This is a genomic window from Halobacterium hubeiense (assembly GCF_001488575.1).
Classification (GTDB): domain Archaea; phylum Halobacteriota; class Halobacteria; order Halobacteriales; family Halobacteriaceae; genus Halobacterium; species Halobacterium hubeiense.
The window spans coordinates 2,173,290-2,197,975 of record NZ_LN831302.1 but is presented as its reverse complement, the minus strand read 5'-3'; the positions used below and the strand labels follow the sequence as shown (position 1 = coordinate 2,197,975).

Below are 24,686 nucleotides of genomic sequence, written 5' to 3'. Positions count from 1 at the left end.
GGTAGTTGCGAAGTTCGCGGGCGCTAACGCAAGCTATTATGCGTCTTCGGGCGCAATTCCGGGGTAATGGGAGTCCTCGAAGACAAGGCGCGCGCCCGCACCTTCTACAAGTACCTCTCGAAGGTGTACGACCGCGTCAACCCGTTCGTGTGGAACGAGGAGATGCGCGACGAGGCGCTGGCGATGCTCGATCTCGACGCCGACGACCGCGTGCTCGACGTCGGCTGTGGCACCGGGTTCGGCACGGAGGGGATCCTCCAGTACACCGACGACGTCTACGGCCTCGACCAGAGCCGCCACCAGCTCGCGAAGGCGCGCGAGAAGTTCGGCAAGCACGACCCCGTGGCGTTCCACTACGGGGACGCCGAGCGCCTGCCGTTCAAGGACAACACGTTCGACGCGGTGTGGTCGTCGGGCTCCATCGAGTACTGGCCCAACCCTGTCGAGGGCCTGCGCGAGATTCGGCGCGTGCTCGAGCCCGGGGAGTGGACCGTCGTGGTTGGCCCGGACTACCCGAACTCGACGGTGTTCCAGAAGGTCGCGGACGCCATCATGCTGTTCTACGACGAGGACGAGGCTGACCGGATGTTCGCGGAAGCCGGCTTCGTGGACGTCGAACACCACGTGATGCAGGCCAAGCCCGGGAGTCCGCGCGCCATCGTCACGCTCGCGCGAGCCCCCGACGAGCACGCTTCGGACTGACGCCTACGACGTCTTCTCGACCGTCGTCTCGCCGACGGCGACGACTCGCCCGTCCACGAGCACGCGCACGGTGAGCGTCGCGCCCACTCGTAACGCGGGGCTGTTGGTTCCCGTGACCTGCAGCGACGCGGTTTCGCCGACGGCCCACGACTGGTCGGCGGCGACGTTGAACGGGCCGGTCGGCCCGCCGTGGAATCCGCGCGCCGCGAAGAACGGCACGGGCGGCTGGTGGGCCAGCGGCTCGCCGTCGACCGCGATGCGGACGGTCGCACTCTCGATGTCTATCGACTCTCCGGCGTGTAGCGTCACCTGGACGCGGCCGTCGCTGGTCGCGTCGGCGGCGACGCCGCGCTGTGGCGGTGGGTCGCCGGGGAGCGCAGGAACCGCGGTCGCGACGGCTGCCGCGGCAACGACCGTCACCGCGAGCAGGAGCACGACTGCGACGGGCGCGTAGCCGCGAGGCACGCGCTCCAGTGGTCCCGTCCTCCTACAAGAACACTCGGACAGGTCGCTACGGCGCCGGCCGCGCGGTCACGTTGACTTCCAGCGCCGCACCGTCGTGTACCGTCGCGACGTTGTACTCGCCCGCGGGACTCAACACCCAGAGCCGGCCGTCGTCGCCGGTGTCACCGACCGACGTCCCGTTCAGCGAGACGGTCGTGTCGATGGGCTCGCCGGCTTCGTTCTCCGCCCGCACGAGCAGCGGGCCGCCGGCGTACGTCCGGGACGTGGACAGCGTCACGTTGTTCGCCGTGTCCCGCTGTTCGACGTCGGCGGGGAGCTGGGCGAGCGTCTGCTGGTGGCGCTCGGCGTAGACCTTCTCGGTCGTCGTGTCGATGTACGCCGTAATCTGGCCGTGGCCGTAGTTCGCGCGGTAGTAGAAGGCGTACCCGCCCCGGGTCTCGATGATGCTCGGCGACCGCGAGTTGTTCGACAGCCACGGGTACTTCGACTGGATGACCGTCGACGCGTCGGCGAAGTCGCCGCCGAGCGTCTCCTCGACGTTGTCGGGGCGGACGGTCTCGCGGACGTACGTGCCGTCGTCGATGGTCGAGAGCATCACGCCGTTGCCGGCGGTCACGTGGACGCGAACCTGCTCGCGGTTGCCGTGGACGACGTCGGCGACGTGCTCCCGGACCGGCCCCTGCACGGTCGCCAGCTGTGCGCGGAGGCGGTACACCCGCGTGCCGATTTCGGAGAAGCTATCGCTGATGGCGTGGTTGTACAGCGACCCCCCGCTGGCTGTCCGCCCGAGCGTCGTCGAGAGGCTGCTGGCCTCCGCGTGAATCGTGCCGAGCGTGCGGACGTACGAGCCGGTGGACAGCTCCCCGTTCCGGTACGCGTCGTGAGCGGCGGTCGCGCGCTCTCGGAGCGCCGCGACGCGCTCGGCGGCCTCGTCGGTGGCGTTCCGGAGAATCTCGCGCCGGGCGGACCGATTGTCGGCCGCGTCGAGGCGCTGTTCGACCGTCGCGAGCCGGAGGTCGGTGCCGAGGGTCGCGTGCCCGGATTCGAGCGTGCTCGTGACGGACGCGCGCGGCTCGTTGTACGCCGCCGTGTTCGCTTCGGTGAGTAGGAGGACGTGCGCGGACTGCTCTGACGTGCCGACGACGGGTTCGTCGCCGGGTTCGACGGGCGCGGCGACGCCGCCGCTGGCGGCGAGCGTGGCCGTCGTCGCGACCACGAGGAGGACGGCAGCGAGGGCGGGGCGAACGCGGGACATGGGAACGCGTTCGGCCGCACCCGACAAAAACGATGCGGAGACGACGAACGCGGCCGAGTCCCGGCGAAGCGTCGTCACCGCTGGCCGGTATCACCTGTCAGCCCGCCGTAACGACTGTCGGGAGCGAGGGCTGGGCCGTGCGGTCGGTGAACTGGCGGATTCCGCCGGATAGAAAATACTTTGCACGAGCGGGGTGGACGGAACTGGTATGCGGCAGGCCGCCCTCCTCGTCGCCGTCGTCTGTCTCCTCGCCGTGCCCGTGGCCGGTGCAGTCGGAGCGCCCGCTCCGCAGTCGGCCGCCCTCCAAGAAGACGCCGCGTCGTCGCCGTCGGGCGTCGACATCACCGTCCAGATTCAGTCCGACGGCGCGGCTCGCTGGACCGTCTCCTCGAAGTACTCCCTCGAGGACGACAACGCCACCGCGGCGTTCGAACAGCTCCGCGGCCGGTTCGAGGCTGGCGCGGCGGACACCGAGTTCTCCGTGGACGTGTTCCGCGCGGTCGTCCCGTCGGTCAGCGACCGCGTCGGTCGGCAGATGGAAATCCGGAACGCCAGCCGGAGTTCGCGCGTCGTCGAAGCCGGGAACAACACCACGGGCGTGCTCTCGCTCCGGTTCACGTGGACGAACTTCTCGCGCGTCGAGGAGGACCGAGTGGTCGTGGACTCGTTCTCCACGCAGTGGTTCGGGGACCTCGCGCCGAACCAGACGCTGACGCTCCGCTCGCCGGAGGGCTACGACACGGAGAACGTGTTGCCGCCGACGAGCATCGTCGAAAACGGCTACCGCTGGTCGGGCCCGCACACGTTCGACGCCGACAGGCCGTTCGCGGTGTTCACGGAGAACGACAGCGTCGTCGGCGTCTCGATGGTCGTGCTCGTCGCGGTCGGCGTGCTCGCGCTGTTCGCGGGCGCCGCGACGGTGTGGGCGTACTACCGCGACGGCGACGAGCGGCCGGTTCCGTGGCTACGCGACGTCCGGCGCGCCGTCGCCAGTCGTGTACGGGAGGCACTCTCTGCGGAGTCCGAGTCGGAAGCCGAGGAGTCGGCGGCCGACGCGGACGCAGCAGCCGGTAGCGCCGCGGCCGAGCCGGCCGCGTCCGGTGCGTCCGACGACGCCGACTCCGAGCCGACCGACCCCGAGCTGTTGAGCGACGAGGAGCGCGTCGAGCGTCTGCTGCGCGAGCACGGCGGCCGGATGAAGCAGTCCGAAATCGTCGAGGAGACGCGCTGGTCGACCGCGAAGGTCTCCCAGCTGTTGTCCTCGATGGCCGAGGATGGCCGCGTCGAGAAGCTCCGCATCGGCCGCGAGAACCTCATCTCGCTGCCCGGCGAGGGCGTCGACAACGGCATCGACGAGGAGTAGCCCCCGGCGGCCGCCGGAGAAACTGTTCGCGCGCTCCTCGCGGTTCCGAAAACGTTTACCTGCGTCCCGGAGCACTCACGGACGATGAAGGTTCTCGTCACCGTCAAGGAGGTCGCTACTGTCGAGGACGACTTCGAGATTTCCGGCACGGAAATCGAGGAGACGTACCTCGACTACGACCTCAACGAGTGGGACGACTACGCCGTCGAGGAGGCCGTCCAGCTCGCGGAGGCCGGCGACGACGTCGAAGTCGTCGCGGTCACCATCGGCCCGGAGCGAAGCGAGGAGACGATTCGGATGGCGCTGGCGAAGGGCGCCGACCGCGCGGTCCGCGTCTGGGACGACGCCATCGAGGACGTCGAACTGCTCGACGTCGAGACGAAGGCCGAACTGCTCGCCGCCGTCGTCGAGGACGAGGACCCCGACCTCGTGCTCTCGGGGGTGCAGGCCAACGACGACAGCTTCGGCGCGACCGGCGTCGCGCTCGCCGAAACACTCGGCTTCGAGTGGGCGGCCGTCGTGAACGCCCTCGACACCGAGAACGTGCTGGAGGAGGGCGTCGCCGCGGTCCGCCGCGAACTGGAGGGCGGCGTCGAGGAACTCACCGACGTCGAACTCCCGGCGGTGCTGGCCATCCAGACGGGCATCAACGAGCCCCGCTACGCCAGCCTCCGGGGCATCCGGCAGGCCCAGTCGAAGGAAATCGACGTGCAGACCCTCGACGACGTCGGGCTCGGCGCCGAGGACGTCGCCAGCAGCCTCGACGTGACCGCGATGTACGAGCCCGAGACCGAGAGCGACGCCCAGTACCTCGACGGCGACGCCGGCGAGCAGGCCGCGAAGCTCGCTGACGTCCTCCGCGAGAAGGGGGTGGTCGGCGAATGACCTCGGACGTGCTCGTCGTCGCCGACCACCGCCGCGGCGACCTGCGCGACGTCAGCCTCGAACTGCTCTCGGCGGGCCGCGAGCTCGCGGACGCCGCGGGCGGCGACCTCCACGCGGCCGTGATTTCGGGGAACGTCGAGTCGTTCGCCGAGGACCTCGACCGCGAGGGCGTCGACCGGATTCACACGGTCGCCCACGGCGAGGAGTTCAACCACGACGTCTACGCGCAGGCGCTCACCGCGATCGCCGAGGACCTCGCCCCCGAGTTCGTCGTGGCGCCGAACAGCGTCAACGGCCTCGACTACGCGCCCGCGGTCGCCACGCGGCTCGACCGGCCGTACGTCTCCGACGCCGTCGGCCTCGACTACAGCGAGGGCACGCTGGAAGTCACCCGCGAGATGTACGGCTCGAAGGTCGAGACCACCGTCGACGTCGCGGAGGGACCGTTCGTGGTCTCGATTCGCGGCGGCGAGTGGCCGCCCGCCGAGGGCGTCGGCGACGCCGAAGTCAGCGAATTCGACTTCGAGGTCGACGAGGACGCCGTCCGGTCGAAGGTGAAGGGCTTCGAGGAGGTCGGCGGCGGCGACGTCGACATCGCCGACGCGGACTTCCTCGTCTCCATCGGCCGCGGCATCGAGGAGGAGGAGAATCTCGAACTCGTCGAGGAACTCGCCGAGGTGACCGGTGCGACGCTGTCCTCGTCGCGCCCCATCGTGGACAACGGCTGGCTCCCGAAGAACCGGCAGGTCGGCCAGTCCGGCAAGCAGGTCACCCCGGACGTCTACCTCGCCATCGGCATCTCCGGCGCCGTCCAGCACGTCGCCGGGATGAAGGGCGCGGACACCATCATCGCGGTGAACACGGACCCGAACGCGCCCATCTTCGACATCGCGGACTACGGCGTCGTCGGCGACCTCTTCGACGTCGTGCCCGCGCTCATCGAGGAGTTCGGCGGGGAGCCGCCGAGCGTCTGAGGCGGTCTTTTTAGCATAGATTTTTGCGGCGAGCGTCTGAGGTAGCGCCCCACCTGAGCGCTCTTCCCTCCAGTTCTGTCGGCCGACGAGCGACGCGTAGCCGGCGTGGACTGCCGAATCCCGTCATATATTTCCGCGCGAATCCCCGAGAGACGAGTAATGGAGTACGTGGAGGCGCACCGCGCCGCCATCGAGCAGCGGCTCGCGGAGACCGTCGCGGCCGTGGAGCCGTCGGAGCTCAGCGACGAACTCGAACACGTCGTGCTCGCGGGCGGCAAGCGCGTGCGCCCGACGCTCACCGTGCTCGTCTGCGAGGCCGCGGGCGGGGACAGCGAGGACGCGATGGGGTTCGCGGTCGGCATCGAACTCGTCCACAACGCCTCGCTGGTCGTCGACGACATCATCGACCAGTCCGCGCTCCGCCGCGGGAAGGCCAGCGCGTGGGCGGCGTTCGACCACGGCCCCGCGCTCGTCGCGTCGAACGGCCTGCTCGGGGAGGCGTTCGCGCTGTTCTCCCGGGACCCCCGCGCGATGGAGTGCGTGACCGACGCGCTCGTGGAACTCGGCGAGGGCGAAGCCATCGAACTCGTGGACCGCCCGGAGACCGAGGAGGAGTACATGGAGTTGGCGCGCCGGAAGACGGGCGCGCTGTTCCGCGCGGCCGCGGAACTCGGCGCGGTCGCGGCGGACGCCGACGGCCGCTCGGTGGAGGCGCTCGGAGAGTACGCCGAGCGCGTCGGCGTCGCGTTCCAGATTCGGGACGACGTCCTCGACGCCACCGCGGCCAGCGAGGACCTCGGGAAGCCCGCGGGCATCGACGAGGAGCTGGACCGGCCGAGCATCGTCCGGGTCACCGACCGGTCGCCCGCGGAGTTGAACGCGCTCGCCGAGCGCGAGAGCGAGCGCGCGATGGAGGCCCTCGACAGCCTCGACCTGCCGGCCGGCGAAGCCTACGACTACTTGGAGTACCTCGCGGAGTTCGTTGTCTCGCGGGAAGCCTAGGCGGCGTCCGGGCCGCCCTTCCGGTCGGCGCGCCACGACTCGACGACGGCGAACGTCAGCGTCGAGAGCACGCTCACCAGTGTGCCCGCCGTCAGCACCGCGGCGAGTTCGGTGAGCGTGACGTACCCGAGGAAGAACGCCGACAGCATGTGCAGGACCGCGGCGATGGAGAGCACGTAGAACGGCGCGTTCAGGTACCGCCAGCGGAACCGCTCGGCGAGGTACTCGTCGGTGACCTGGCCGAGGCTCGTGGTGAGTCCCGCCGCCGCGAACCACCGGACGGCGCCGTACGTGAGCGCCGCGACGACCGTCGGGGGTGCCAGCGACCCGGACGTGTTCTCGCGGACGGCCGCGAGTTGGTTCATTCCCTCGACGCCGCCGATGACCAGCAGGGCGGCCGCGACGACGTACGTGATGAGCGTCACGCGGCCCGTGTACAGGCCCGAGCGAACGCGCTCGACGGCGGCGTCCACGGTGGATTCGAGGCCGAGCCCGCGGAACAGCGCGTACAGTCCGACCGCTGCCGAGGAGACCCCGAGGACTGCGCCCGGGAGCCCGAGCACGTCCGCGAGCACCGCCAGCGGGTAGATGAGCAACAGGATGCCCAGCGGCACCAACAGCGTCCCGCGGGTCTCGGGGTCGTTCATCACCTGCTTGAGCGTGTAGTACATCGACTCGAGGTCCTGGGCTTGCCGCACGACGACGCGCTTGACGGCGTCGATAGGCACCCGAGAGCGGATGACGGGGACGACGGACTCGTCCTGCGCGCCGTCCGTGACGACCACCGCGCGAACGGGGTCGTCGCTCTGGATGCTCGCCAGCACCTCGTCGACTTCGCGGCCGACTTTCCGGTTGGCGGCGACGTCGCCGCGTTCGAGGCCGGTGACGGCGGCGACCTCCACCTCCTCGTCGGTGCTGTACTGGTCGTGGAGGTGGACGCCCTCGAAGAGGACGTTCACGTCGCTGTCCTCGGGGTCGGCCTCCGCCAGCGACACCGCGGCGTGTTCGACCTCGTTGCGGCCGACCACCGGCGTCGGCACGCCGGTCTTCCGGCCGAGGTCGTCGTCGAGGTCCACGCACAGCACGAGCAGCATTCGCTGGAAGGTACGAGTGGGCGGTATAACTGCTTTCGGGAGCCCACACCGAGGCGGACGTTCGTCCACCCCGATTCGCACGGTTTTTCAGCCTTCGGGGAGTAGACGTGTTCCAACGAATGATTTCGAAGGGCTGCGAGCAGTGCGCGAAGGGCGGGAAGATGGTGCTCTTCGTCTACGGGTACTGCGACCAGCGCGACTGCTTCTACTGCCCACTGGGCGAGAACCGGAAGAACGTCCAGCAGGTGTACGCCAACGAGCGCCCCGTCGAGGACGACGAGGACATCATCAACGAGGCGAAGCTGATGGACGCGCTCGGCACCTCGATTACGGGCGGCGAGCCGCAGGAAGTGCTGGACCGCACGTGCCGGTACCTCCGCCTGCTCAAGGACGAGTTCGGCGAGGACCACCACACGCACCTCTACACGGGCATCACGGGCGGCCGCGAGAACATGCGCCGCCTGAGCGAGGCGGGCCTCGACGAGATTCGGTTCCACCCGCCGGTCGAACAGTGGGGCGACCTCCACGGCACCGAGTGGGAGGACATCCTCTACATCGCCCGCGAGGAGGGCCTGACGCCCGCGTTCGAGATTCCCGGCATCCGCGCCGAGACGGAATTCCTCGACTTCCTCGACGAGGGCGCCGCCGAGTTCTGCAACGTCAACGAGTTCGAGATGAGCGACGGCAACTACGAGCGCATGCAGGACGAGGGCTTCGAGCTGCAGGAGGACCACATGAGCGCCGTGGACGGGTCGAAGGACGCCATCCTCGAGGAGATGGCCGACCACGAGAAGGTGTATTTCTGCACGAGCGTCTTCAAGGACGCCGCCCAGCACCGCTCGCGGCTCAAGCGTATGGCCCGGAACGTCCGCCGGGAGTTCGACGACGTCACCGAGGACGGTACGCTCGTCTACGGGAAGACGACGGTCAGCCCCGAGCGCATCGAGGAACTCGGCGTTCCCGAGGAGTTCTACACGGTGAAGTCCAACCACGTCGAGGTGGCGTGGTGGCTGCTCGAAGAGATGGTCGAGGACGGCGACGTGGACAGCGGCGAAATCGTCGAACAGTACCCGACGTACGACGGGCAGGTAGTCGAGCGGACGCCGCTGGCGTAGCTCGGGTCGTTCTCTTCTGGGCGTCGAGCAGAAGTGGTCGAAAAGCGGTAGCGCCGGCCGGCGCTTCAGGTCGAGATCGGGTCGCGGTGCCAGCCGGGGTCGTGGCCCGTCTGCTCGATGCGCTCGGAGCGGCAGGCCGGGCAGAAGTCGGGGACGTTCGAGTCACCTCGGGGAACGTACACCGCGCCGCCACACTCCACGCACGCGTCGTCGACGACGGTCGCACAGTTCGCGCAGACGTTGAAGTCGTCGACTGTCAAATCGCGCAGGGGTTCGAGTTTTTTGTCCAAGACGTACTCGTCGATGACCGTCTGACAGTTTTGGCACGGTTTCATAGCGATGCGTCTTGGTCCATGTGACCGCGTCACAAGTACCTGTCCCTGCCGGCGAAATGGCGACTGTCGACGAACATCTCCACAAGCAAAATCAGCATCCGCGAGCCGAGTGGCGCGAGGCGCGAGGAACGAGCGCCTCGGTCTGCGCGAACGGGGAGCGTGGCGACCCGTGAGCGGCTCGGAGAGCCCGAGGCGAGCGGTTCACTGCGCGAACGAGCGAAGCGAGTGAGCGCAGGCCGACGACTGACCAAAGCGAGCGAAGCGAGCGGCGGGAAGGAGGAGTGCTTTTTCCGCAAGTTTTTGCCCGGGAGGGCGCCTTCGGCGCCCTCCCACAGCAAAAAGTGCTTTTAGACGCCCGTGCCGTACCGCAGCAGCCCGGCAATCCCGCCGAAGGCGGTGAGCAGTTGTTCGCCTTTCTCGAAGTCGGTGGAGATGAAGTGGGTGTCGGTGCCGCGCTGGTCGGCGATTTCCATGAGGTGGTCGATGGCGTCGTCGCGTTCGGCGGCTTCCGCGTCCTCGCCGCACTCCGAGCACGTGTGGTCGGGGGTGTCGGCGCGCTGGCCGACGAGTTCGCGTTCTTCGTGGCCGTTCGGGCACTCGTAGGTGACGATGTCCTTGCGGAGGTCCTCGGAGATGAGCAGTGTCTCCACCGAGCCCATGACGAGGTTCTTCCGGGTGGGTTCGAAGCCGTAGGTGGCGAGGTTGCCGCCGTTGAGCTCCTTGAAGAACTCCTCCATGTCGGACTTGTCGTCCATCAGGTCGGCTTCCGCGAGCGTGTCCTGCGCGCGGTCGACCAGTTCCTTCAGGCCGGACTCGTCGGTGTAGGAGACGTCGAACTTCCCGAGCACGGAGTCCTGAAGCTCGTGGTGGAGGTAGTCGCCGTCGAGGAACTCGTCCTTGGTCGGGGAGGGGCCGCCGACGAGGATGCCGTCGAGTTCGTGGCGCTTCGGGACGAAGAGGTCGTCGGCCATCCCGGCGACCTCCTGGTAGAAGTTGTCGATGGCTTCCAGCCGGAGGCGGGCGAACCGCTGTGCGGACTGGCCGCCCTTGCGCTGTTTGCCGGGGACGAGGCTGGACGCGGACTTGACGGCCTCGATGCGTTTGCCCTTCAGCCAGCCGACGTTGGCCTCGCGGCGGTCGAGGACGATGAGGCCGTAGAGGCCCTTGTCTCCGAGCATCTCCTCGAGGGGCTCGGTGAGGAACTCGTCGTCGCAGTGGTAGCGGAACGACTCGATGGGCTGGGGCGGCGACTCCAGAACCTCCGTCACCATGTCCGTGCGGCCGCCGCCGGAGTCGACGGCGCCGGAGAAGACGACGAGGCCGTTCTCCGGCGGGAACGTGTCGTAGTACCGCAGTCGGTCCTTGATGGACTTCAGCGCGTCCTGGACGTTCGTCCGGGTCTGCTTGGACTTGATGTTGGAGGCTTCGGAGTGTTCCTGCGTGACGTGGGCGACGACGTCCGAAATCTGCTTGTCCGGGGGGATGTAGATGGTCACCAGCTGGGTGCCGCTCCCGGTGTAGTCCTTGAGGTCCTCGATGACCTTCTGGAACTCGTACTTTCGGCGGTCCTCGGACGGTGCGCCCTCCTGCTCGCTCATTACCCGAAGATAGCCGACGTGCGCGTAAGTAACCTTTGACCTCGGGGGTCGCCGGGGCGTCCGTCGGCTCGCTGGCCGGCCGTCGAGGCGTGGGAGCCCCGAAACCCGCCCAACGCTTTAAGTGCCGCTCTGCGTACGCGATAGTAATGACTGGACGCGTGTTCGCCGTCGCCTCCGGGAAGGGCGGCGTCGGGAAGACGACGACCGCCGTGAACCTCGCGGCGGTGATGGCGGAGGCCGACCGCTCGGTCGTGCTCGTGGACTACGACCTCGGGATGTCGAACGTCGGCGCCGTCCTCGACGTGGAGCCCGCGGAGGCGACGCTCCACGACGTGCTCGCCGGCGAGGCGGACGCGCTGGACGCCGTCGCGGAGGCGCGCGGAGAGTTCGACGCGATGGTCGGCGGCACGCACATCGAGGACTTCGGGCGCGCGGACCCCTCGAAGCTCCGCGAGGTCGCCGAGGACCTCCGCGCGGAGTACGACGTCACCATTGTGGACACGGGCGGCGGCCTCAGCCACGACACGACCGTGCCGCTCGGGCTCGCCGACGACGTGTTGCTCGTCTCCACGCCGCAGGTCGCCGCGCTGGAGAACACCGCGAAGACCCTCGACCTCGCGGAGCGCGTCGGCGGCGACGTCACGGGCCTGATTCTGACGCGCGTCGGCGGCTCCGCCGTGGACGTCGAGGCGGCCGTCGAGCGCATCGACGCGCCGCTGCTCGGGACGATTCCCGAGGACGGCGCGGTCGCGGACAGCGAGGAGGCCGGCGAGCCGCTGGTCGTCTACGCGCCCGAGAACCCGGCCGCGCAGTCGTACCGCGAACTCGGCTACGAGCTACTGGGTGAGTCGCCGCCGGTCTCGTTCCGCGACGGTGAGGCGGAGGGCGAGGTCTCGGCCGGAGCGGCGTTCGCGGAGGTCGCCGACGAGGATGAACCCGAGCGGCAATCGCTGCTGTCGCGGCTGACGGGCGGCCGCCTCGGCTGAACGGGAACAATTAAGCGAACACGGCCGCCGAGTGTCGGGTATGGCAAACGAGAACTCCGTCTCGACCGGCTGGCTGCTGGTCTACGTCGTGGTCGCACTGCTCATCGTCTACGGCTCGCTGACGTTCGTCGGCGCGCTGTAACCCCTTCTACATCGACTCGGGCGCTTCGATGCCGAGCACGTCCAGCGCGTTCGCCAGCGTGTGCTGTGCGGCGTTCACGAGCGCGAGGCGCGCGGCCGCCACGTCGTCGTCGACGTCCTCGCCGAGGACGTGCCGGGAGCGGTAGAACGCGTTAAACGTGTCCACGAACTCGCGGGCGAACGTCGCGACCTGGTGGGGTTCGCGGTCCTCGGCCGCTTCTTCGACGACGCCCGGGAACCGCGCGATTGCTTCCAGGAGGTCCCGTTCCTCGGGCGTGTCCAGCAGGCCGGCGTCGAGTTCGGGGTCGAGCCCGTCGGCTTCAGCCGCGATGCCGCAGGCGCGGGCGTGAGCGTACTGGACGTAGGGCGCGCTCTGCCCCTCGAAGTCGAGAGCGTCCTCCCAGTCGAACGTAATCGCCTTCGTGGGCTGCTTGGAGACGATGTCGTAGCGCACCGCGCCGATGCCGACCTGCCGGGCGATGCGTTCGACGTCGTCCTCGGTGAGGTCGTCGCCGCGGATGCGGTCGTCCAGACGGGAGCGGACGGCGTCCTCGGCGCGCGAGACGGCCTCGTCGAGCAGGTCGTCCATGTCCACGCCCGTCCCCTGCCGCGTGCTCATCGACTCGCCGCCCGGGAGGTTCACCCACGCGTAGAACACCTCTTCGAGCTGGTCGGTGTCGTTGCCGAGGATGTCCAAGGCGGCGTTGAGCTTGTTCGCGTGGAGTTCCTGATCCTCGCCGAGCACGGTGATGGCGTAGTCGAAGGTGTCGAACTTCCACTCGTGGTGGGCGAGGTCCCGCGTCGTGTACAGCGTGGTGTCGTCCGAGCGCAGGAAGACGAACGACTGCTCGATGTCCCACTCCTCGAGGTCGAGTTGCCACGCGTCCTCCTCCTCGTAGGCGTACTCGGAGTCCTGGAGGCGCTCGACGACCTCGTGGGTGGAGTCGTCGCGGAGGAACCGCGTCTCCTTGACGAACTCGTCGAACTCCGCGGGCAGCCGCTCCAGGGTCTCGGTCATCCCGCCCAGCACCTGGTCGACGACCTCCTCGACGCGCTCGTAGGTGGCCTCGTCGCCGGCGTCAAGCCCCTCGATGATGGCCGCGATTTCGGCTTCGGCCTCCTCGACGGCCTCGGGGTCGCCATCCTCTAAGAACTCGTTGCCCTTCCGGTAGTAGCGCACGAGCTCGTAGTCGTCTTTCTCGCGCCCGGGCTCGGGGAGGTCGCTCTCGTCGAAGGTCTCGTACGCCCACGTGAACACGGCCATCTGCCGGCCGGCGTCGTTGACGTAGTACTCGCGGGTGACGTCGTAGCCGGCGTAGTCGAAGACGCGCGCGAGCGCGTCGCCGAGAATCGGGTTGCGAGCGCGGCCGACGTGGACCGGCCCCGTCGGGTTCGCGCTCGTGTGCTCGACGACGACCGACGTGTCTGCGTCGGGGAGCCGCCCCCAGTCGGTCTCCTGGGCGTCTTCGAGCGCCCCGTCGAAGTACGCCTTGCTGGGCGTGAAGTTCACGTACGGCCCCTGCGGGGACGCGTCGGCGACGTACTCGGCGTCGGCAAGGTCCACGGCGTCGGCGATTTCGGCGGCGACCTCCGGCGGCGGCGCCTGCGCCTCGCCGGCGAGTCGGAACGCCACGCTGGACGCGAGCACGGCGGGCACGTCCGCGGGCGGTTCCTCGATGCCGAGGTCCTCGGTCGGGTAGCCGAGGTCGTCGAGCGCGGCCTCGACGGCCGCCTCGACTTCCCGGCGGAAAGCGATGAACATGCTCGCCCGTTCGACGCGACGGCTAAAGGGATTTCCGAAGCGGGCGAGCGGGCGGACGCAGGCCGGCGGCCGTCGGGGACGTGGACGCCGGGACTGGCCGCCGAACGCCACGTTTTTCCACGCGCTGGCCGAACCACGGGTATGCCCAAGCAGGTGGACGACCCGGACTACCACCACGACAACCACACCGCCGCCCAGACCTGCGGCTGGACGGCGAACTCCCTGCGCGGCGAGGGCACCTGTTACAAGCACGCCTTCTACGGCATCCGCTCGCACCGCTGCATCCAGATGACGCCCGTGGTGCGGTGCAACGAGCGCTGCGTGTTCTGCTGGCGGGACCACGCCGGCCACACGTACGAGCTGGACGGCGTGGAGTGGGACGACCCGGAGGCGGTGGTGGACGCCTCCATCGAACTCCAGAAGAAACTGCTCTCTGGGTTCGGCGGCAACGACGAGGTCCCGAGGGAGCGCTTCGAGGAGGCGATGGACCCGCGCCACGTCGCCATCTCGCTGGACGGCGAGCCCACCCTCTACCCCTACCTCCCGGAGCTACTGGAGGAGTTCCACGACCGCGGCCTGACGACGTTCCTCGTGTCGAACGGGACGCGGCCCGACGTGTTGGCGGAGTGCGACCCGACGCAGTTGTACGTCTCCGTGGACGCCCCCGAGCGCGCGACGTTCGACGACGTGGTGGGCGCACAGGAGGACGACGCGTGGGAGAAGCTCGTGGACACGATGGACGTCCTCCACGACAAGGACCACACCCGGACCGTCCTGCGGACGACGCTGGTGGGCGGCGAGAACATGGCGAACCCGGACTGGTACGCGGGCTTCTTCGACCGCGCGGACCCGGACTTCGTGGAGCTGAAGGCGTACATGCACGTCGGCGACTCGCGGGACCGCCTCGACCGGGAGACGATGCCGAACCACGAGGACGTCTTGGAGTTCGCCCGCGAGGTCCAAGCGCACATGCCCGAGCACACGGTGTTGCGCGACCAGGAGGTCTCGCGGGTGGCGCTGCTCGCCCGCGACGAGGACACGTGGGTGCCGAAGCTCCGGCCGGACTCGGAGTTCTGGGCGGGCTCGGCGGCCGACTGACGCGCTCTCACTTTCGGGACGCGTTCCACTTCCGGTATTCTTATGCGGCGCGCGCCCGAATTTGCGGGTATGTCGCAAGCAACGGGCACGGGCGAGGTCGGCTTCGACGAGCTCGCCGTGCTGAAGCTGCTCGCGCTCGACGGCGCGCGCCGCGGCGAAGTCAAGGTCTCCTGCGGGGACCTCGCGGGCCGCCTCGACGCCTCCAACCAGACCGCCTCCCGGCGCCTCCAGGCGCTGGAGGACGCGGGGCTCGTCCAGCGGGACCTCGTCAACGACGGCCAGTGGGTCGCCATCACCGAGGACGGCGAGCGCACGCTCGAACGCGAGTACGAGGACTACCGCCGCATCTTCGAGGATTCCGGCGAGCTCGCCCTCGACGGCACCGTCACCAGCGGGATGGGCGAGGGCCGCCACTACATCAGCCTCCCCGGCTACATGCGCCAGTTCGAGGAGAAGCTCGGCTACGAGCCGTACCTCGGCACGCTCAACGTCGACCTCAGCGCGGAGAGCCAGCGCGCCCGCTCCGCGCTCGAAGCGATGGACGGCGTCCGCATCGAGGGCTGGGAGGACGAGGAGCGCACCTACGGCCCGGCGACGTGCTACCACGCCACCGTCGAGAGCGACGACGGCACGTTCTCCCCGGCGCACGTCATCGTGCCGGACCGCACCCACCACGACGAGACGCAGGTCGAACTCATCGCGCCCGAGAAGCTCCGCGAGGAACTCGGCCTCCTCGACGGCGACGAGGTGACTGTCCGTGTCGAAGAGCAGTAACGTGACCCGCGTCGAGCAGGCGGTCGCGGCGTTCCGCGCCGGCGACCCCGTGCTCGTCCACGACGCCGCCGACCGCGAGGGCGAAGTCGACCTCGTCTACCCCGCCGAGTCGGTGACGCCCGACGACGTCGCGCGCCTCCGCAACGACGCCGGCGGCCTCATCTGCGTCGCCGTCGGCGAGGACGCCGCCGACGCCTTCGACCTCCCGTTCCTCGGGGACGTCATCGACCACCCCGCCGCCGACCACGGCCACCTCGGGTACGACGACCGCTCGTCGTTCTCGCTCCCCGTGAACCACCGCGACACGTACACGGGCATCACGGACGAGGACCGCGCACTCACCATCACCGAACTCGGAAAGGCGGCCAGCGACCCCGCGAGCGTGGACTTCGCCGACGAGTTCCGCGCGCCCGGCCACGTCCACGTGCTGCGCGCGGCGCCGTCGCTGTCCCACCGGAAGGGCCACACCGAGCTCGCGGTCGCGCTCGCCGCGGAAGCCGGCGTCGCGCCAGCGGCGGTCGTCTGCGAGATGCTCGACGACGAGACCGGCGAAGCGCTCTCGGTCGCCGACGCGAAGGCGTACGCCGACCGCGAGGGCCTCGTTTACGTCGAGGGCAGCGACCTGCTGGCGGCGTTCGGCGAGTAACCGCTCGGTTCTCAACGGCCGGTTCTCCGCCCCCGTGGATGTTCGTCGTCGTTCTGCCGGCGTAACGCCACGTCCGTAGTTTTATCACTAGTTATTCTGTAGTAGCGGAGGATGGCAGAGTACGGACTCCTCGCGCTGGCGCCGCCGCTGCTGGCCATCGCGCTCGCGATGGTCACCCGTCAGGTGCTGGTGTCGCTGTTCGCCGGCGTCTGGGCGGGCGCGCTCATCGTCGAATCGTGGAATCCAATCGCGGCGACCGCGCTCACGATGGAGTGGTTCGTGGAGGTCGTGCGGTCGCCGTTCGACGCGAAGTTCATCATCCTCATCCTGTTCATGGGCGCGGGCGCCGCGTTCATCTACCGCTCGGGCGGGATTCTCGCGCTCGAACGCTGGATCGGCGACCGCGTCAGCACCGCCCGCGAGTCACAGGTGCTGACGTGGCTGGTCGGCGTGTTCATCTTCTTCGACTCGTACACCAGCACCGTCGTCACGGGCAACGCCACCCGCGAGCTCTCCCAGGAGAACAAGTCCTCGCGGGAGATGCACGCCTACGTCCTCGACTCCACGACCTCGCCCGTGACCACCTTCGGCCCGGTGTCGAACTGGATCGGCTACCAGGTGTCGATGATCATCGCTGGCTTCGAGGCCGCGCGTGTCTCCGCCGAACAGCTGGGGCTGACGCCGTTCGGCCTGTTCCTCCAGTCGATTCCGTGGAACGTCTACTGCTTCATGGCGTTCTTCATGGTGGGGTTCATCGCGCTCACCCAGCGGTTCTACGGGCCGATGCTGGACGCCGAGTGGCGCGCCCGCGCCACCGGCGCGACGATTCGGGAGGACGCCACGCCGCTGTCCGACGTCTCCAACGACGTCGGCGAACCCAGCGAGAAGAATCCCTCGCTGGTGAACTTCTTCGTGCCCATCCTCGCGCTGCTGGCGGTCGGCCTCGTCTCGATGTGGTACCTCGGCGGCGGCCACCAGTCCGGCGTCGACGTCGCCACCGCGTTCCAGGAGACCGACGTCGCGATGGGGCTGCTGTTCGGCGCGTTCGCGTTCATGCTCACCGGGTTCGTCGGGTCGCTGGCGTACGGCACGATGGACTTAGAGGAAGCCAGCGACACCATCGTGGACGGCTTCAAGACGATGAACATCGCGCTCGCCATCATCGTGCTGGCGTGGGCCATCGGGCTCGCCGCCGAGCGCGTCGGCACCGCGCAGTTCATCGTGGACACGATGGTCGGCAGCGGCGTGCCCGGGAGTTTCCTCCCGCTCATCGTCTTCGTCGCCGCGATGCTCGTCGCGTTCACCACTGGCACCTCGTGGGGGACGATGGCGATTCTGACGCCGCTGTCGATTCCGCTCGGCTACCAGCTCGCGGGCCCGTCGGTGCTGCCCGTGCTGGTCGGCGTGCTGTTCGGCGGCGCCATCTGGGGCGACCACTCCTCGCCCATCAGCGACACGACGGTGATGTCCTCTATCTTCGCGGGCTCGGACCACGTCGACCACGTGAGCACCCAGATTCCGTTCGCCGCGACCGCCGCGGGGGCGACCATCGTCGTCCTCGTGCTGTACGGGTTCGGCGTGCAGTCGGCGTACGTCGCGCTCCCGCTGGCGGCCGTGCTCACGGTCGGTGCGGTGCTGGCGCTGAACAAGCTCGACGCGCGCCGGAAGGGGCTGCCGGAGGTGATGCCGTCGGCGTCCGAAGTCGACGAGGCCGCCGTCGAGCGCGTCGAGAACGGCGAGTCCGCGGGCGTGCGCGGCGACCACGACTACCTCTCGCTGGTGCCGCTGGTCGCGGTCGTCGTCGTCGCGGCGTACCTACTGTTGGTGTTCGCGTTCGCGACGCTGGGCGCGTAAAAGCGAGCGGGCGCGGCGTCAGTCGTCCGTGGCTGGCGCGGCTTCCGCGGGGTCGGACTGTTGCGTGTAGCCGTGACCGGTCAGCGCCATCGCGAACAGCACGACCGGCGAGAGGATGCCGAAGAAGTAGAACGGCACCCACAGCCACGAGATGGCGCCCGGGGTGTTCGGGTAGAGCTGGCTCGTCATGAAGACGGCGCCGGCGTGCCACGGGAAGAACGGCCCCGTCGGCGTGCCGGCGGCCTCGACGGCCCGCGAGAGGTCCGTCTCGGGCAGGTCGTACTCCTCGTAGAGGTTCCGGAGGCTCATTCCGGGGACGACGATGCTCATGTACTGCTGGGCGGAGAAGGCGTTGGTCACGATGGCCGCGAGGCCGGTGCCGGCGACCAGCGACCCCGGCGACCAGACGGCCTGCGTGAGGTTGTGGGCGAGCGTCGCGAGCACGCCCGTGCGTTCGAGCAGCCCGCCGAGCGCGAGCGCGGCGACGACGACGGCGATGGTCCACGCCGACCCCGAGATGCCGCCCGCGGTCAGGAGGCCGTTGACGGTTTCGCTACCGGTGGCGGGGTCGGTGCCGTTGAGGAAGATGTTCCACGCGGACGTGAAGCTCGCGCCCTGCGCGAATACCGTGGTGAGCGCGCCCGCGAAGATGCCCGCAATCAGCGAGGGCAGCGGCGGGTAGCCGCGAACCGCGAGCCCGAAGGTCACCACGAGCGGCAGGAACACCAGCGGGCCGAGCGCGTACGAGTCGGCGAGCGGGCCGGTGATGGCGCTGACGTCGGGGTTACCCCCTTCGATGAAGTAGACGCCGAGGACGGCGTACGCGACCACGGCGAGGCCGAACGCGATGGCGGTGCCGTTGCGCATCGCCTTGATGTGGTCGTAGAGGTCGGCGTTGGTGACGGCGGCCGCGAGGTTCGTGGTGTCCGACAGCGGGCTCTGCTTGTCGCCGGCGTACGCGCCGGAGACGATGGCGCCCGCGGTCATCGCCAGCGGGACGCCGAGTCCCTCGCCGATGCCGACGAACGCGACACCGAGCGTCCCCACGGTCGTCCACGAGGAGCCGATGGCGAACGCGACGATGGCGGCGAGCACGGCGGTCACGGGCAGGAAGACCACGGGCGTCAGGGTGCCGAGCCCGTAGTACATCAGGCCGGGGATGGTGCCGGCGCTAATCCACGTGGCGATGAGCCCGTAGATGACGAACAGGATGAGAATCGCCTGCAGCCCCATCTTGAGGCCGGAGGCGGCGGCGTCGTAGACGCCGTCCCAGTCGTAGCCGAGCCGGTAGCGCGCGAACAGCCCGGTGAATGCGATACTCCAGAGCAGCGGTGCGTGCGGTGCGAGGCCGAGGTAGCCCGAGCCGACGCCGAGCGAGACGACGACGGCGAGAATCGGCACGAGCGCCTCGCCGAGGCTCGGCCGGAGCGCCTCGTCGATGTCCTCGTACACGAGCGGTGCGTGGTCGCTCATCGGCCGCTTGTAATTCTCTCCAGTAATTAAGCCTCTCGGTTGAATTATTGTTGAGCATTCACACGGTTTCTCGGACTGGCGGCAACCCTCGCCCGTAGCCGGCACTCGTGGTTTTATGAGACGGCCCGCCCTTCCCGCGAGTATGAGCGGATTCGACGACATGGACGTCGACACCATCTGGATGAACGGCGACTTCGTGGACTGGGAGGACGCCACGACCCACGTGCTCACGCACGCGCTGCACTACGGCAGCGGCGTCTTCGAGGGCGTCCGCGCGTACGACACCGACGAGGGTCCCGCGCTGTTCCGCTGGGAGGAACACTTAGACCGCCTGTTCGCGTCCGCGAAGCCCTACGACCTCGACATCGACTACACGCGCGAGGAGCTCACCGAGGCGACCGTCGAGCTGCTCGACCGGCAGGACCTCGCGTCCTGTTACGTCCGCCCCATCGCCTACTACGGCTACGACTCGCTGGGCGTCTCCCCGAAGGACTGCCCGACGGACGTCACCATCGCCGCGTGGCCGTGGGGCACCTACCTCGGCGAGGAAGCGCTCGAAGAGGGCGTCGAAGTGATGGTTTCGTCGTGGCGCAAGCACGCCTCCAGTCAGATTCCGACCAACGCCAAGACCACCGGCCTCTACGTCAACTCCATGCTCGCCGGCGAGGAAGCCCGCCGCAACGGCTTCACGGAAGCCATCGTCCTCAACAAGGAGGGCAACGTCGCGGAAGGCCCCGGCGAGAACCTCTTCCTCGTGCGCGACGGCGAAATCTTCACGCCCGGGCTCTCCGAGAGCATCCTCGACGGCATCACCCGCGACACCGTCATCACGCTCGTCGAGGAGCGCGGCTACACCGTCCACGACGACGTCTCCATCTCGCGGGGCGAACTCCACACCGCCGACGAGCTGTTCTTCACCGGCTCCGCCGCCGAGGTCACGCCCATCCGGCAGGTGGACAACGTCGAAATCGGGTCCGGCACCCGCGGCCCGGTCACCGAGGAGCTCCAGCAGGCGTTCTTCGACGTCGTGGAGTCCGGTGAGCGCGAGGAGTGGTTCCACTACGTCTGAACCCGAACGGGACTGTCACTCACTTCCTCGAAAAGACCACCGGCGTCAAAACCACCCCCTCCTATAACCGCGTGGCACCTCGGTGACGTGTGAACAGCGCGGCCAGTCGGTCCATCTGTAGTAACTGCAACGACGGTGACCGCGCCGCGACGCCGCACGCGCTCCGGCTCGACCGCGCCGACGGCGAGCGCCGGCGCGTCACCCTCTCGCTCTGCGAGCCCTGCGCGGCCGACATTCTCGACATCGAGTGGGTGAACCACCGGACGCAGGCGGCGGACGACTGACCCGCGCGACGCCGCGCCGGCTCACTGTTCGGGCTCGTCCTCGTCGTCGACGAACGGCTCCGGGACGTCCCGCTCGTTCTCCCCGAACCCCGCACTGAGAACGCGCGTCAGCGCGTCCTCCGTGGACTCGTCGACTTCGATGACGTCCTCGGGCTCCAGCTCCATCACGAACCCGGAGGTGATGTTCGGCGCGGTCGGCATGAACACCACCTCGCGGCCGTCGTCGGTCGTCTTCCCCGTCTTGAACGCGGTCAGCCGCATCCCCTCCCACGGCTCGACTTTCACGGGCTTCTGGAACTCGTCGGCGCCGCCGGACAGCACCGTCTCGACGGCCATCTTCGAGGCGTTGTAGACGATGCGCAGCCCCGGCAGCCGGTTGATGAGGTCGTCCAAGACCTCCTCGGCGAACGTGCCGAGCGCGGTCCGCATCAGGTAGCCCACGGAGAACACCAGCAGCACGAAGATGACGACGGTCATGCTGACCGCCACCACGGGGTCGTCGACGTTCGTCGCCAGCAGCGAGAACCGCGCGATGAGCGAGAACAGCCAGTAGAGGACGTACAGCGTGACCAGAATCGGCGCGAGCACGATGAGCCCGCTCGCGAAGTCCCGCTTCCACGAGGTCATACGGGAGTCCACTGAGCGGCGACGTATAGGGATTTCGAGACGACCGCCCTACCGGCCCAGAACCGCCCGCAGCGCGAACAACAGGTTCTCCTTGCGCTCCATCGCGCGCCGGTAGAAGTACGAGAACCACCTCCCGCCGTACGGCACGTACTGGTAGACGTCGACGTCGTCGGCCGCGAGGTCGAACTGCGCGTCGTCGCGGACGCCCATCAGCATCTGGACCTCGTAGTCGGTGCCGTACTCGTCGTGGAGGTCGCGGGCGTACGCGATCATCTCCGGGTCGTGGCTCCCCACCGCGACGCCGCCCTCGAACTCCCGGAACATGAACTCCAGGTAGTCGCGGTACGCCTCGTTCACGCGCTCCTTGCGCGTGTACGCTATCGACGACGGTTCGTCGTAGGCACCCTTCACGAGCCGGACTTTCCCGGGGAGGGCCGCGAGCCGTTCGAGGTCCTCCTCCGTGCGCTTGAGGTTCGCCTGAATGCAGACGCCGACGCCGCCACCGTACTCCGTGGTGAGGTCCTCGTAGGCGTCCAGCGTGGCGTCGGTCGTCTCGTGGTCCTCCATGTCCACCCACGTGAACACGCCGTGGTCGTCGGCCACCTCCACGATGTCCGCGAGATTCTCGGCGAACACGTCCTCGCCGACGTCCAGCCCGATTTGGGAGGGCTTCACCGAGATGCAGGCGTCCACGCCGCTCTTGGCGATGTCCCGCACGAGGGCCTCGTACGCCGCGGCGTCCTCGTCGGCGGGCGGCCGCTGCTCGTAGTGCTCGCCCAGCAGATTCAGGATGGCGGCGACGCCGCGAGCGTTCAGCGACTCGGCGTGCTCGACGGCCTCCGCGGGCGTCTCCCCCGCGACGAAGTTGCTCGCGATGGGCGGTATCATACGAAAATCTCCGGCGCCGCGTCCCTTAAACGACGCGCCTCCCCCGGTCGAACCCGCGGGTTTTTCCGCCGGCCGCGTCCACCCCCACGCATGGGTCTCGCAGCGACGGTCGCGACTGCAGTCTGGGTGATGCTGCCCGCGTACGTGCCGAACAACGCCGCCGTGCTGGCGGGCGGCGGCCGCCCCATCGACGGCGGCGCCACGTTGGGCGGCAAGCGCGTGCTCGGCGACGGGAAGACGTGGCGCGGCACCGCCGTCGGCGTCCTCGCCGGCGTCGCCCTCGCCGCCGTCCTGAACGCCGTCGAACCGACCGCCAGCGACGCGCTCGGCGTCGCACTCCCGACGTTCCCGCCCGCCGCCATGGTCGCGCTCCCCGCCGGCGCGATGCTCGGCGACATCCTCGCCTCCTTCCTCAAGCGCCGCACCGGCCGCGAACGCGGCGCCGCCTTCCCCCTCCTCGACCAACTCGACTTCGTCGTCGTCGCGCTCGCGCTCGCCGCCGTCGCCGCCAGCGGCTGGTTCGCCGACACCTTCACCCTCGACCTCGTCGTCGCCATCCTCGTGCTCACCCCGCTGCTGCACGTCGTCACCAACGGTATTGCGTACCTGCTGGGACTGAAGAACGAGCCATACTAACGCACGTTTTGCGCTGCGGGCGGCCTGCGGCCGCCCTCGGCAAAACCTGCACTAAAAGCACTCCTCGCTCCCTCCGGTCGCTCGTCGGCCTCGCGGCTTCGCCGCGAGTGAACCGCTTCGCTCGGGTCTTTCAGACCGCTCGCTCGCGGATGCTCCACCACATTCGTCTCGGCTCGGTAATCGCACCCCTTTTGGTCGGGTGGCCCGCCAACTCTGGTAATGACCGACGACCTCGTTCAGCTGCTCCGCGACGCGGACGCCGTCAAATTCGGGGAGTTCGAGCTCTCCCACGGCGGCACCTCCGAGTACTACGTCGACAAGTACCTCTTCGAGACGGACCCGGACTGCCTGCGCGCCATCGCCGAGGCGTTCGCCGAGCGCCTCGACGCGGACGCGAAACTCGGCGGCGTCGCGCTCGGGGGCGTGCCGCTGGCCGCCGCGACTTCGGTTGAGGCCGACGTGCCGTACGTCATCGCGCGCAAGCAAGCCAAGGAGTACGGGACCGGGAACCGCATCGAGGGCCGCCTCGAAGACGGCGAGGAGGTCGTCGTCGTGGAGGACATCGCGACGACCGGCCAGTCCGCGGTGGACGCCGTGGAGGCACTTCGGGACGCGGGTGCGGAAGTGAACCGCGCGCTGCTCGTGGTGGACCGCGAGGAGGGCGGCCGAGAACTGCTCGCCGAGCACGGCGTCGAGATGGAGGCGCTCGTGACGGCCAGCGACCTGCTGGACGCCGAGTAATCGGGGTGCCGCCCGGAATGGGCGCGTTTGTGATTTCTTCGCACGCCGACAGTTCCGGGATATTCAAGTTTGTGGAAACGTGGGTACCTGTATGAACCGAGCAGAGAAGGCCGCCCTCCAGTTGCGAGCGGTCGACGTGCTGCGCACGCTCAAGGAGACCCGGACGTACGACGAACTCTCCGCGGAGACCGGCCTCCCCGCCGGCGACCTCAACCGCTACGTGAACGGCCACGTCCTCCCGAGCGCCGAGCGCGCCCGCGAAGTCGTCGAGGACGCCGGTGCCGACCTCCTGCGCGAGGAGCTGGAGGCGCGCGTCCGCCTCGACGACGAGGGCTACGTCGACAACTCCGGCGTCGTCTTCGACCAGTCGTTCCTCGACTTGGTGGCGCCCGTCGCCGCCGAGACGTTCGACTTCGAGCGGCCGGACGTCGTCCTCACCGCGGCCACCGACGGCATCACGCTCGCGGCGTCGCTGGCCTCCTACTACGGCGCTCGGTGCGCGTACGCCAAGAAGTCCAAGGAGACTGCCGTTGAGGAGTTCATCGAGGCCCGCAAGCGCTTCGCGTCGGGCATCGAACTGACCTACTACCTCCCTGCATCGGCCATCGACGCCGGCGAGACCGTGCTCGTCGTCGACGACCTCATCCGGTCGGGCGAGACCCAGGAGATTCTGCTGGACATCGCCGACGCCGCGGACGCCGACGTCACCGGCGTGTTCACGCTCATCGCGGTCGGCGACGACGGCGTCGAGCGCGCCCGCGAGCTCACCGACGCCCCCGTCGGCGCGCTCGCGAACCTCGAATAACGGTCGCGACGCCCGATTCTGGGCACGCGCGTGGATATTCTGGACGGTTCTTCATCCGCAGCGGGCACGGACTACCAACGTGCATAACAACGCTTAAGCGGGAGGTGTAGTTAT

Annotated in this window: 25 protein-coding genes; 16 read left to right on the top strand and 9 right to left on the bottom strand. The window is 68.8% G+C overall.

Going from position 1 to position 24,686, the window contains the following annotated elements:
• Nucleotides 1-66 precede the first annotated feature (66 nt).
• On the top strand, nt 67-702 hold the full coding sequence (locus tag HHUB_RS11640; protein ID WP_059057771.1) for a methyltransferase domain-containing protein: 636 nt from the start codon (nt 67-69) through the stop codon (nt 700-702).
• A gap of 3 nt (nt 703-705) precedes the next feature.
• Here the strand turns inward: HHUB_RS11640 and HHUB_RS11635 are convergent, their stop codons facing one another.
• A complete protein-coding gene (locus tag HHUB_RS11635) occupies nt 706-1,167 on the bottom strand; it encodes a type IV pilin (protein WP_197570624.1) in 462 nt (153 codons plus the stop codon).
• Nucleotides 1,168-1,213: 46 nt separating this feature from the next.
• Entirely contained in the window at nt 1,214-2,422 is a 1,209-nt protein-coding gene (locus HHUB_RS11630) for a DUF7096 domain-containing protein (protein ID WP_059057770.1), read from the bottom strand.
• 208 nt (nt 2,423-2,630) lie between these two features.
• Here HHUB_RS11630 and HHUB_RS11625 point away from each other — a divergent pair, with 208 nt between their 5' ends.
• From HHUB_RS11625 to HHUB_RS11610, 4 genes are all read left to right on the top strand, one after another.
• A complete protein-coding gene (locus tag HHUB_RS11625; protein WP_059057769.1) occupies nt 2,631-3,785 on the top strand; it encodes a helix-turn-helix transcriptional regulator in 1,155 nt (384 codons plus the stop codon).
• An 84-nt stretch (nt 3,786-3,869) separates the two neighbouring features.
• Complete coding sequence (locus HHUB_RS11620) at nt 3,870-4,670, top strand: electron transfer flavoprotein subunit beta/FixA family protein (protein ID WP_059057768.1); 801 nt, start codon at nt 3,870-3,872, stop codon at nt 4,668-4,670.
• A complete protein-coding gene (locus HHUB_RS11615) occupies nt 4,667-5,644 on the top strand; it encodes an electron transfer flavoprotein subunit alpha/FixB family protein (RefSeq protein WP_059057767.1) in 978 nt (325 codons plus the stop codon). The genes HHUB_RS11620 and HHUB_RS11615 overlap by 4 nt, the downstream gene beginning before the upstream one ends.
• A 159-nt stretch (nt 5,645-5,803) precedes the next feature.
• Entirely contained in the window at nt 5,804-6,646 is an 843-nt protein-coding gene (locus HHUB_RS11610; protein ID WP_059057766.1) for a polyprenyl synthetase family protein, read from the top strand.
• Here HHUB_RS11610 and HHUB_RS11605 read toward each other — a convergent pair.
• The gene (locus tag HHUB_RS11605; protein ID WP_059057765.1) at nt 6,643-7,740 is read right to left on the bottom strand and encodes a DUF373 family protein; all 1,098 of its coding nucleotides are present in this window, start codon (nt 7,738-7,740) and stop codon (nt 6,643-6,645) included. The two genes, HHUB_RS11610 and HHUB_RS11605, sit on opposite strands and share 4 nt — an antisense overlap.
• A 119-nt stretch (nt 7,741-7,859) precedes the next feature.
• Here HHUB_RS11605 and HHUB_RS11600 point away from each other — a divergent pair, with 119 nt between their 5' ends.
• Entirely contained in the window at nt 7,860-8,855 is a 996-nt protein-coding gene (locus HHUB_RS11600; RefSeq protein ID WP_059057764.1) for a radical SAM protein, read from the top strand.
• A 65-nt stretch (nt 8,856-8,920) separates the two neighbouring features.
• Here the strand turns inward: HHUB_RS11600 and HHUB_RS11595 are convergent, their stop codons facing one another.
• Together HHUB_RS11595 and prf1 are read right to left on the bottom strand one after the other, a co-directional pair.
• The gene (locus tag HHUB_RS11595; protein WP_059057763.1) at nt 8,921-9,190 is read right to left on the bottom strand and encodes a DUF7571 family protein; all 270 of its coding nucleotides are present in this window, start codon (nt 9,188-9,190) and stop codon (nt 8,921-8,923) included.
• A 347-nt stretch (nt 9,191-9,537) separates the two neighbouring features.
• Entirely contained in the window at nt 9,538-10,788 is a 1,251-nt protein-coding gene (gene prf1, locus HHUB_RS11590; RefSeq protein ID WP_059057762.1) for a peptide chain release factor aRF-1, read from the bottom strand.
• A gap of 146 nt (nt 10,789-10,934) precedes the next feature.
• Here prf1 and HHUB_RS11585 point away from each other — a divergent pair, with 146 nt between their 5' ends.
• Nucleotides 10,935-11,774 carry a MinD/ParA family ATP-binding protein gene (locus tag HHUB_RS11585; RefSeq protein WP_059057761.1) on the top strand — a complete coding sequence of 280 codons (840 nt, stop codon included), beginning with the start codon at nt 10,935-10,937 and terminating at the stop codon, nt 11,772-11,774.
• A 148-nt stretch (nt 11,775-11,922) separates the two neighbouring features.
• Here the strand turns inward: HHUB_RS11585 and argS are convergent, their stop codons facing one another.
• Nucleotides 11,923-13,677, bottom strand: coding sequence for an arginine--tRNA ligase (gene argS, locus HHUB_RS11580; RefSeq protein ID WP_059057760.1), 1,755 nt, complete (start codon nt 13,675-13,677; stop codon nt 11,923-11,925).
• 141 nt (nt 13,678-13,818) lie between these two features.
• Between argS and twy1 the strand changes: the two genes are divergently transcribed.
• The 4 genes from twy1 (at nt 13,819) to HHUB_RS11560 (ending at nt 18,049) form a co-directional block, all read left to right on the top strand.
• Nucleotides 13,819-14,775 carry a 4-demethylwyosine synthase TYW1 gene (twy1, locus tag HHUB_RS11575; protein ID WP_059057759.1) on the top strand — a complete coding sequence of 319 codons (957 nt, stop codon included), beginning with the start codon at nt 13,819-13,821 and terminating at the stop codon, nt 14,773-14,775.
• Between the two features lie 69 nt (nt 14,776-14,844).
• A complete protein-coding gene (locus tag HHUB_RS11570) occupies nt 14,845-15,549 on the top strand; it encodes a DUF120 domain-containing protein (protein ID WP_059057758.1) in 705 nt (234 codons plus the stop codon).
• Nucleotides 15,533-16,195 (top strand): 3,4-dihydroxy-2-butanone-4-phosphate synthase, encoded by a 663-nt coding sequence (gene ribB / locus HHUB_RS11565; protein ID WP_059057757.1) that lies wholly within the window; start codon nt 15,533-15,535, stop codon nt 16,193-16,195. Before HHUB_RS11570 ends, ribB begins: the two co-directional genes overlap by 17 nt.
• 111 nt (nt 16,196-16,306) lie before the next feature.
• A complete protein-coding gene (locus tag HHUB_RS11560; protein WP_059057756.1) occupies nt 16,307-18,049 on the top strand; it encodes a Na+/H+ antiporter NhaC family protein in 1,743 nt (580 codons plus the stop codon).
• An 18-nt stretch (nt 18,050-18,067) separates the two neighbouring features.
• Here the strand turns inward: HHUB_RS11560 and arcD are convergent, their stop codons facing one another.
• Complete coding sequence (arcD, locus tag HHUB_RS11555) at nt 18,068-19,522, bottom strand: arginine/ornithine antiporter ArcD (protein ID WP_059057755.1); 1,455 nt, start codon at nt 19,520-19,522, stop codon at nt 18,068-18,070.
• Nucleotides 19,523-19,664: 142 nt separating this feature from the next.
• Between arcD and HHUB_RS11550 the strand changes: the two genes are divergently transcribed.
• Entirely contained in the window at nt 19,665-20,591 is a 927-nt protein-coding gene (locus tag HHUB_RS11550; protein WP_059057754.1) for a branched-chain amino acid transaminase, read from the top strand.
• A gap of 89 nt (nt 20,592-20,680) precedes the next feature.
• Nucleotides 20,681-20,875, top strand: coding sequence for a hypothetical protein (locus HHUB_RS11545; protein ID WP_059057753.1), 195 nt, complete (start codon nt 20,681-20,683; stop codon nt 20,873-20,875).
• Nucleotides 20,876-20,896: 21 nt separating this feature from the next.
• Here the strand turns inward: HHUB_RS11545 and HHUB_RS11540 are convergent, their stop codons facing one another.
• Together HHUB_RS11540 and HHUB_RS11535 are read right to left on the bottom strand one after the other, a co-directional pair.
• Nucleotides 20,897-21,502 carry a DUF502 domain-containing protein gene (locus HHUB_RS11540; protein ID WP_059057752.1) on the bottom strand — a complete coding sequence of 202 codons (606 nt, stop codon included), beginning with the start codon at nt 21,500-21,502 and terminating at the stop codon, nt 20,897-20,899.
• Nucleotides 21,503-21,550: 48 nt separating this feature from the next.
• Complete coding sequence (locus HHUB_RS11535) at nt 21,551-22,390, bottom strand: proline dehydrogenase family protein (protein ID WP_059057751.1); 840 nt, start codon at nt 22,388-22,390, stop codon at nt 21,551-21,553.
• 90 nt (nt 22,391-22,480) lie between these two features.
• On the opposite strand from HHUB_RS11535, the gene HHUB_RS11530 reads away from it, so the two are divergent.
• The 3 genes from HHUB_RS11530 (at nt 22,481) to HHUB_RS11520 (ending at nt 24,572) form a co-directional block, all read left to right on the top strand.
• Nucleotides 22,481-23,026, top strand: a complete 546-nt coding sequence (locus tag HHUB_RS11530; protein ID WP_059057750.1) for a CDP-2,3-bis-(O-geranylgeranyl)-sn-glycerol synthase — start codon at nt 22,481-22,483, stop codon at nt 23,024-23,026.
• Between the two features lie 213 nt (nt 23,027-23,239).
• Nucleotides 23,240-23,767: an orotate phosphoribosyltransferase gene (pyrE, locus tag HHUB_RS11525; protein ID WP_179204573.1), complete on the top strand. Its 528-nt coding sequence runs from the start codon at nt 23,240-23,242 to the stop codon at nt 23,765-23,767.
• A 91-nt stretch (nt 23,768-23,858) separates the two neighbouring features.
• Nucleotides 23,859-24,572 (top strand): phosphoribosyltransferase family protein, encoded by a 714-nt coding sequence (locus tag HHUB_RS11520; protein WP_059057748.1) that lies wholly within the window; start codon nt 23,859-23,861, stop codon nt 24,570-24,572.
• Nucleotides 24,573-24,686: the final 114 nt, after the last annotated feature.

Bases quoted from the DNA above. Each gene is read 5' to 3' on its own strand.
- HHUB_RS11625 (WP_059057769.1), top strand. From the start codon at position 2,631: ATGCGGCAGGCCGCCCTCCTCGTCGCCGTCGTCTGTCTCCTCGCCGTG.
- prf1 (WP_059057762.1), bottom strand. From the start codon at position 10,788: ATGAGCGAGCAGGAGGGCGCACCGTCCGAGGACCGCCGAAAGTACGAG.
- HHUB_RS11535 (WP_059057751.1), bottom strand. From the start codon at position 22,390: ATGATACCGCCCATCGCGAGCAACTTCGTCGCGGGGGAGACGCCCGCG.
- arcD (WP_059057755.1), bottom strand. From the start codon at position 19,522: ATGAGCGACCACGCACCGCTCGTGTACGAGGACATCGACGAGGCGCTC.
- HHUB_RS11610 (WP_059057766.1), top strand. From the start codon at position 5,804: ATGGAGTACGTGGAGGCGCACCGCGCCGCCATCGAGCAGCGGCTCGCG.
- HHUB_RS11595 (WP_059057763.1), bottom strand. From the start codon at position 9,190: ATGAAACCGTGCCAAAACTGTCAGACGGTCATCGACGAGTACGTCTTG.
- HHUB_RS11640 (WP_059057771.1), top strand. From the start codon at position 67: ATGGGAGTCCTCGAAGACAAGGCGCGCGCCCGCACCTTCTACAAGTAC.
- argS (WP_059057760.1), bottom strand. From the start codon at position 13,677: ATGTTCATCGCTTTCCGCCGGGAAGTCGAGGCGGCCGTCGAGGCCGCG.
- HHUB_RS11620 (WP_059057768.1), top strand. From the start codon at position 3,870: ATGAAGGTTCTCGTCACCGTCAAGGAGGTCGCTACTGTCGAGGACGAC.
- HHUB_RS11605 (WP_059057765.1), bottom strand. From the start codon at position 7,740: ATGCTGCTCGTGCTGTGCGTGGACCTCGACGACGACCTCGGCCGGAAG.
- HHUB_RS11550 (WP_059057754.1), top strand. From the start codon at position 19,665: ATGAGCGGATTCGACGACATGGACGTCGACACCATCTGGATGAACGGC.
- HHUB_RS11630 (WP_059057770.1), bottom strand. From the start codon at position 2,422: ATGTCCCGCGTTCGCCCCGCCCTCGCTGCCGTCCTCCTCGTGGTCGCG.
- HHUB_RS11530 (WP_059057750.1), top strand. From the start codon at position 22,481: ATGGGTCTCGCAGCGACGGTCGCGACTGCAGTCTGGGTGATGCTGCCC.
- HHUB_RS11540 (WP_059057752.1), bottom strand. From the start codon at position 21,502: ATGACCTCGTGGAAGCGGGACTTCGCGAGCGGGCTCATCGTGCTCGCG.
- HHUB_RS11615 (WP_059057767.1), top strand. From the start codon at position 4,667: ATGACCTCGGACGTGCTCGTCGTCGCCGACCACCGCCGCGGCGACCTG.
- HHUB_RS11600 (WP_059057764.1), top strand. From the start codon at position 7,860: ATGATTTCGAAGGGCTGCGAGCAGTGCGCGAAGGGCGGGAAGATGGTG.
- HHUB_RS11520 (WP_059057748.1), top strand. From the start codon at position 23,859: ATGAACCGAGCAGAGAAGGCCGCCCTCCAGTTGCGAGCGGTCGACGTG.
- HHUB_RS11585 (WP_059057761.1), top strand. From the start codon at position 10,935: ATGACTGGACGCGTGTTCGCCGTCGCCTCCGGGAAGGGCGGCGTCGGG.
- twy1 (WP_059057759.1), top strand. From the start codon at position 13,819: ATGCCCAAGCAGGTGGACGACCCGGACTACCACCACGACAACCACACC.
- HHUB_RS11560 (WP_059057756.1), top strand. From the start codon at position 16,307: ATGGCAGAGTACGGACTCCTCGCGCTGGCGCCGCCGCTGCTGGCCATC.
- HHUB_RS11570 (WP_059057758.1), top strand. From the start codon at position 14,845: ATGTCGCAAGCAACGGGCACGGGCGAGGTCGGCTTCGACGAGCTCGCC.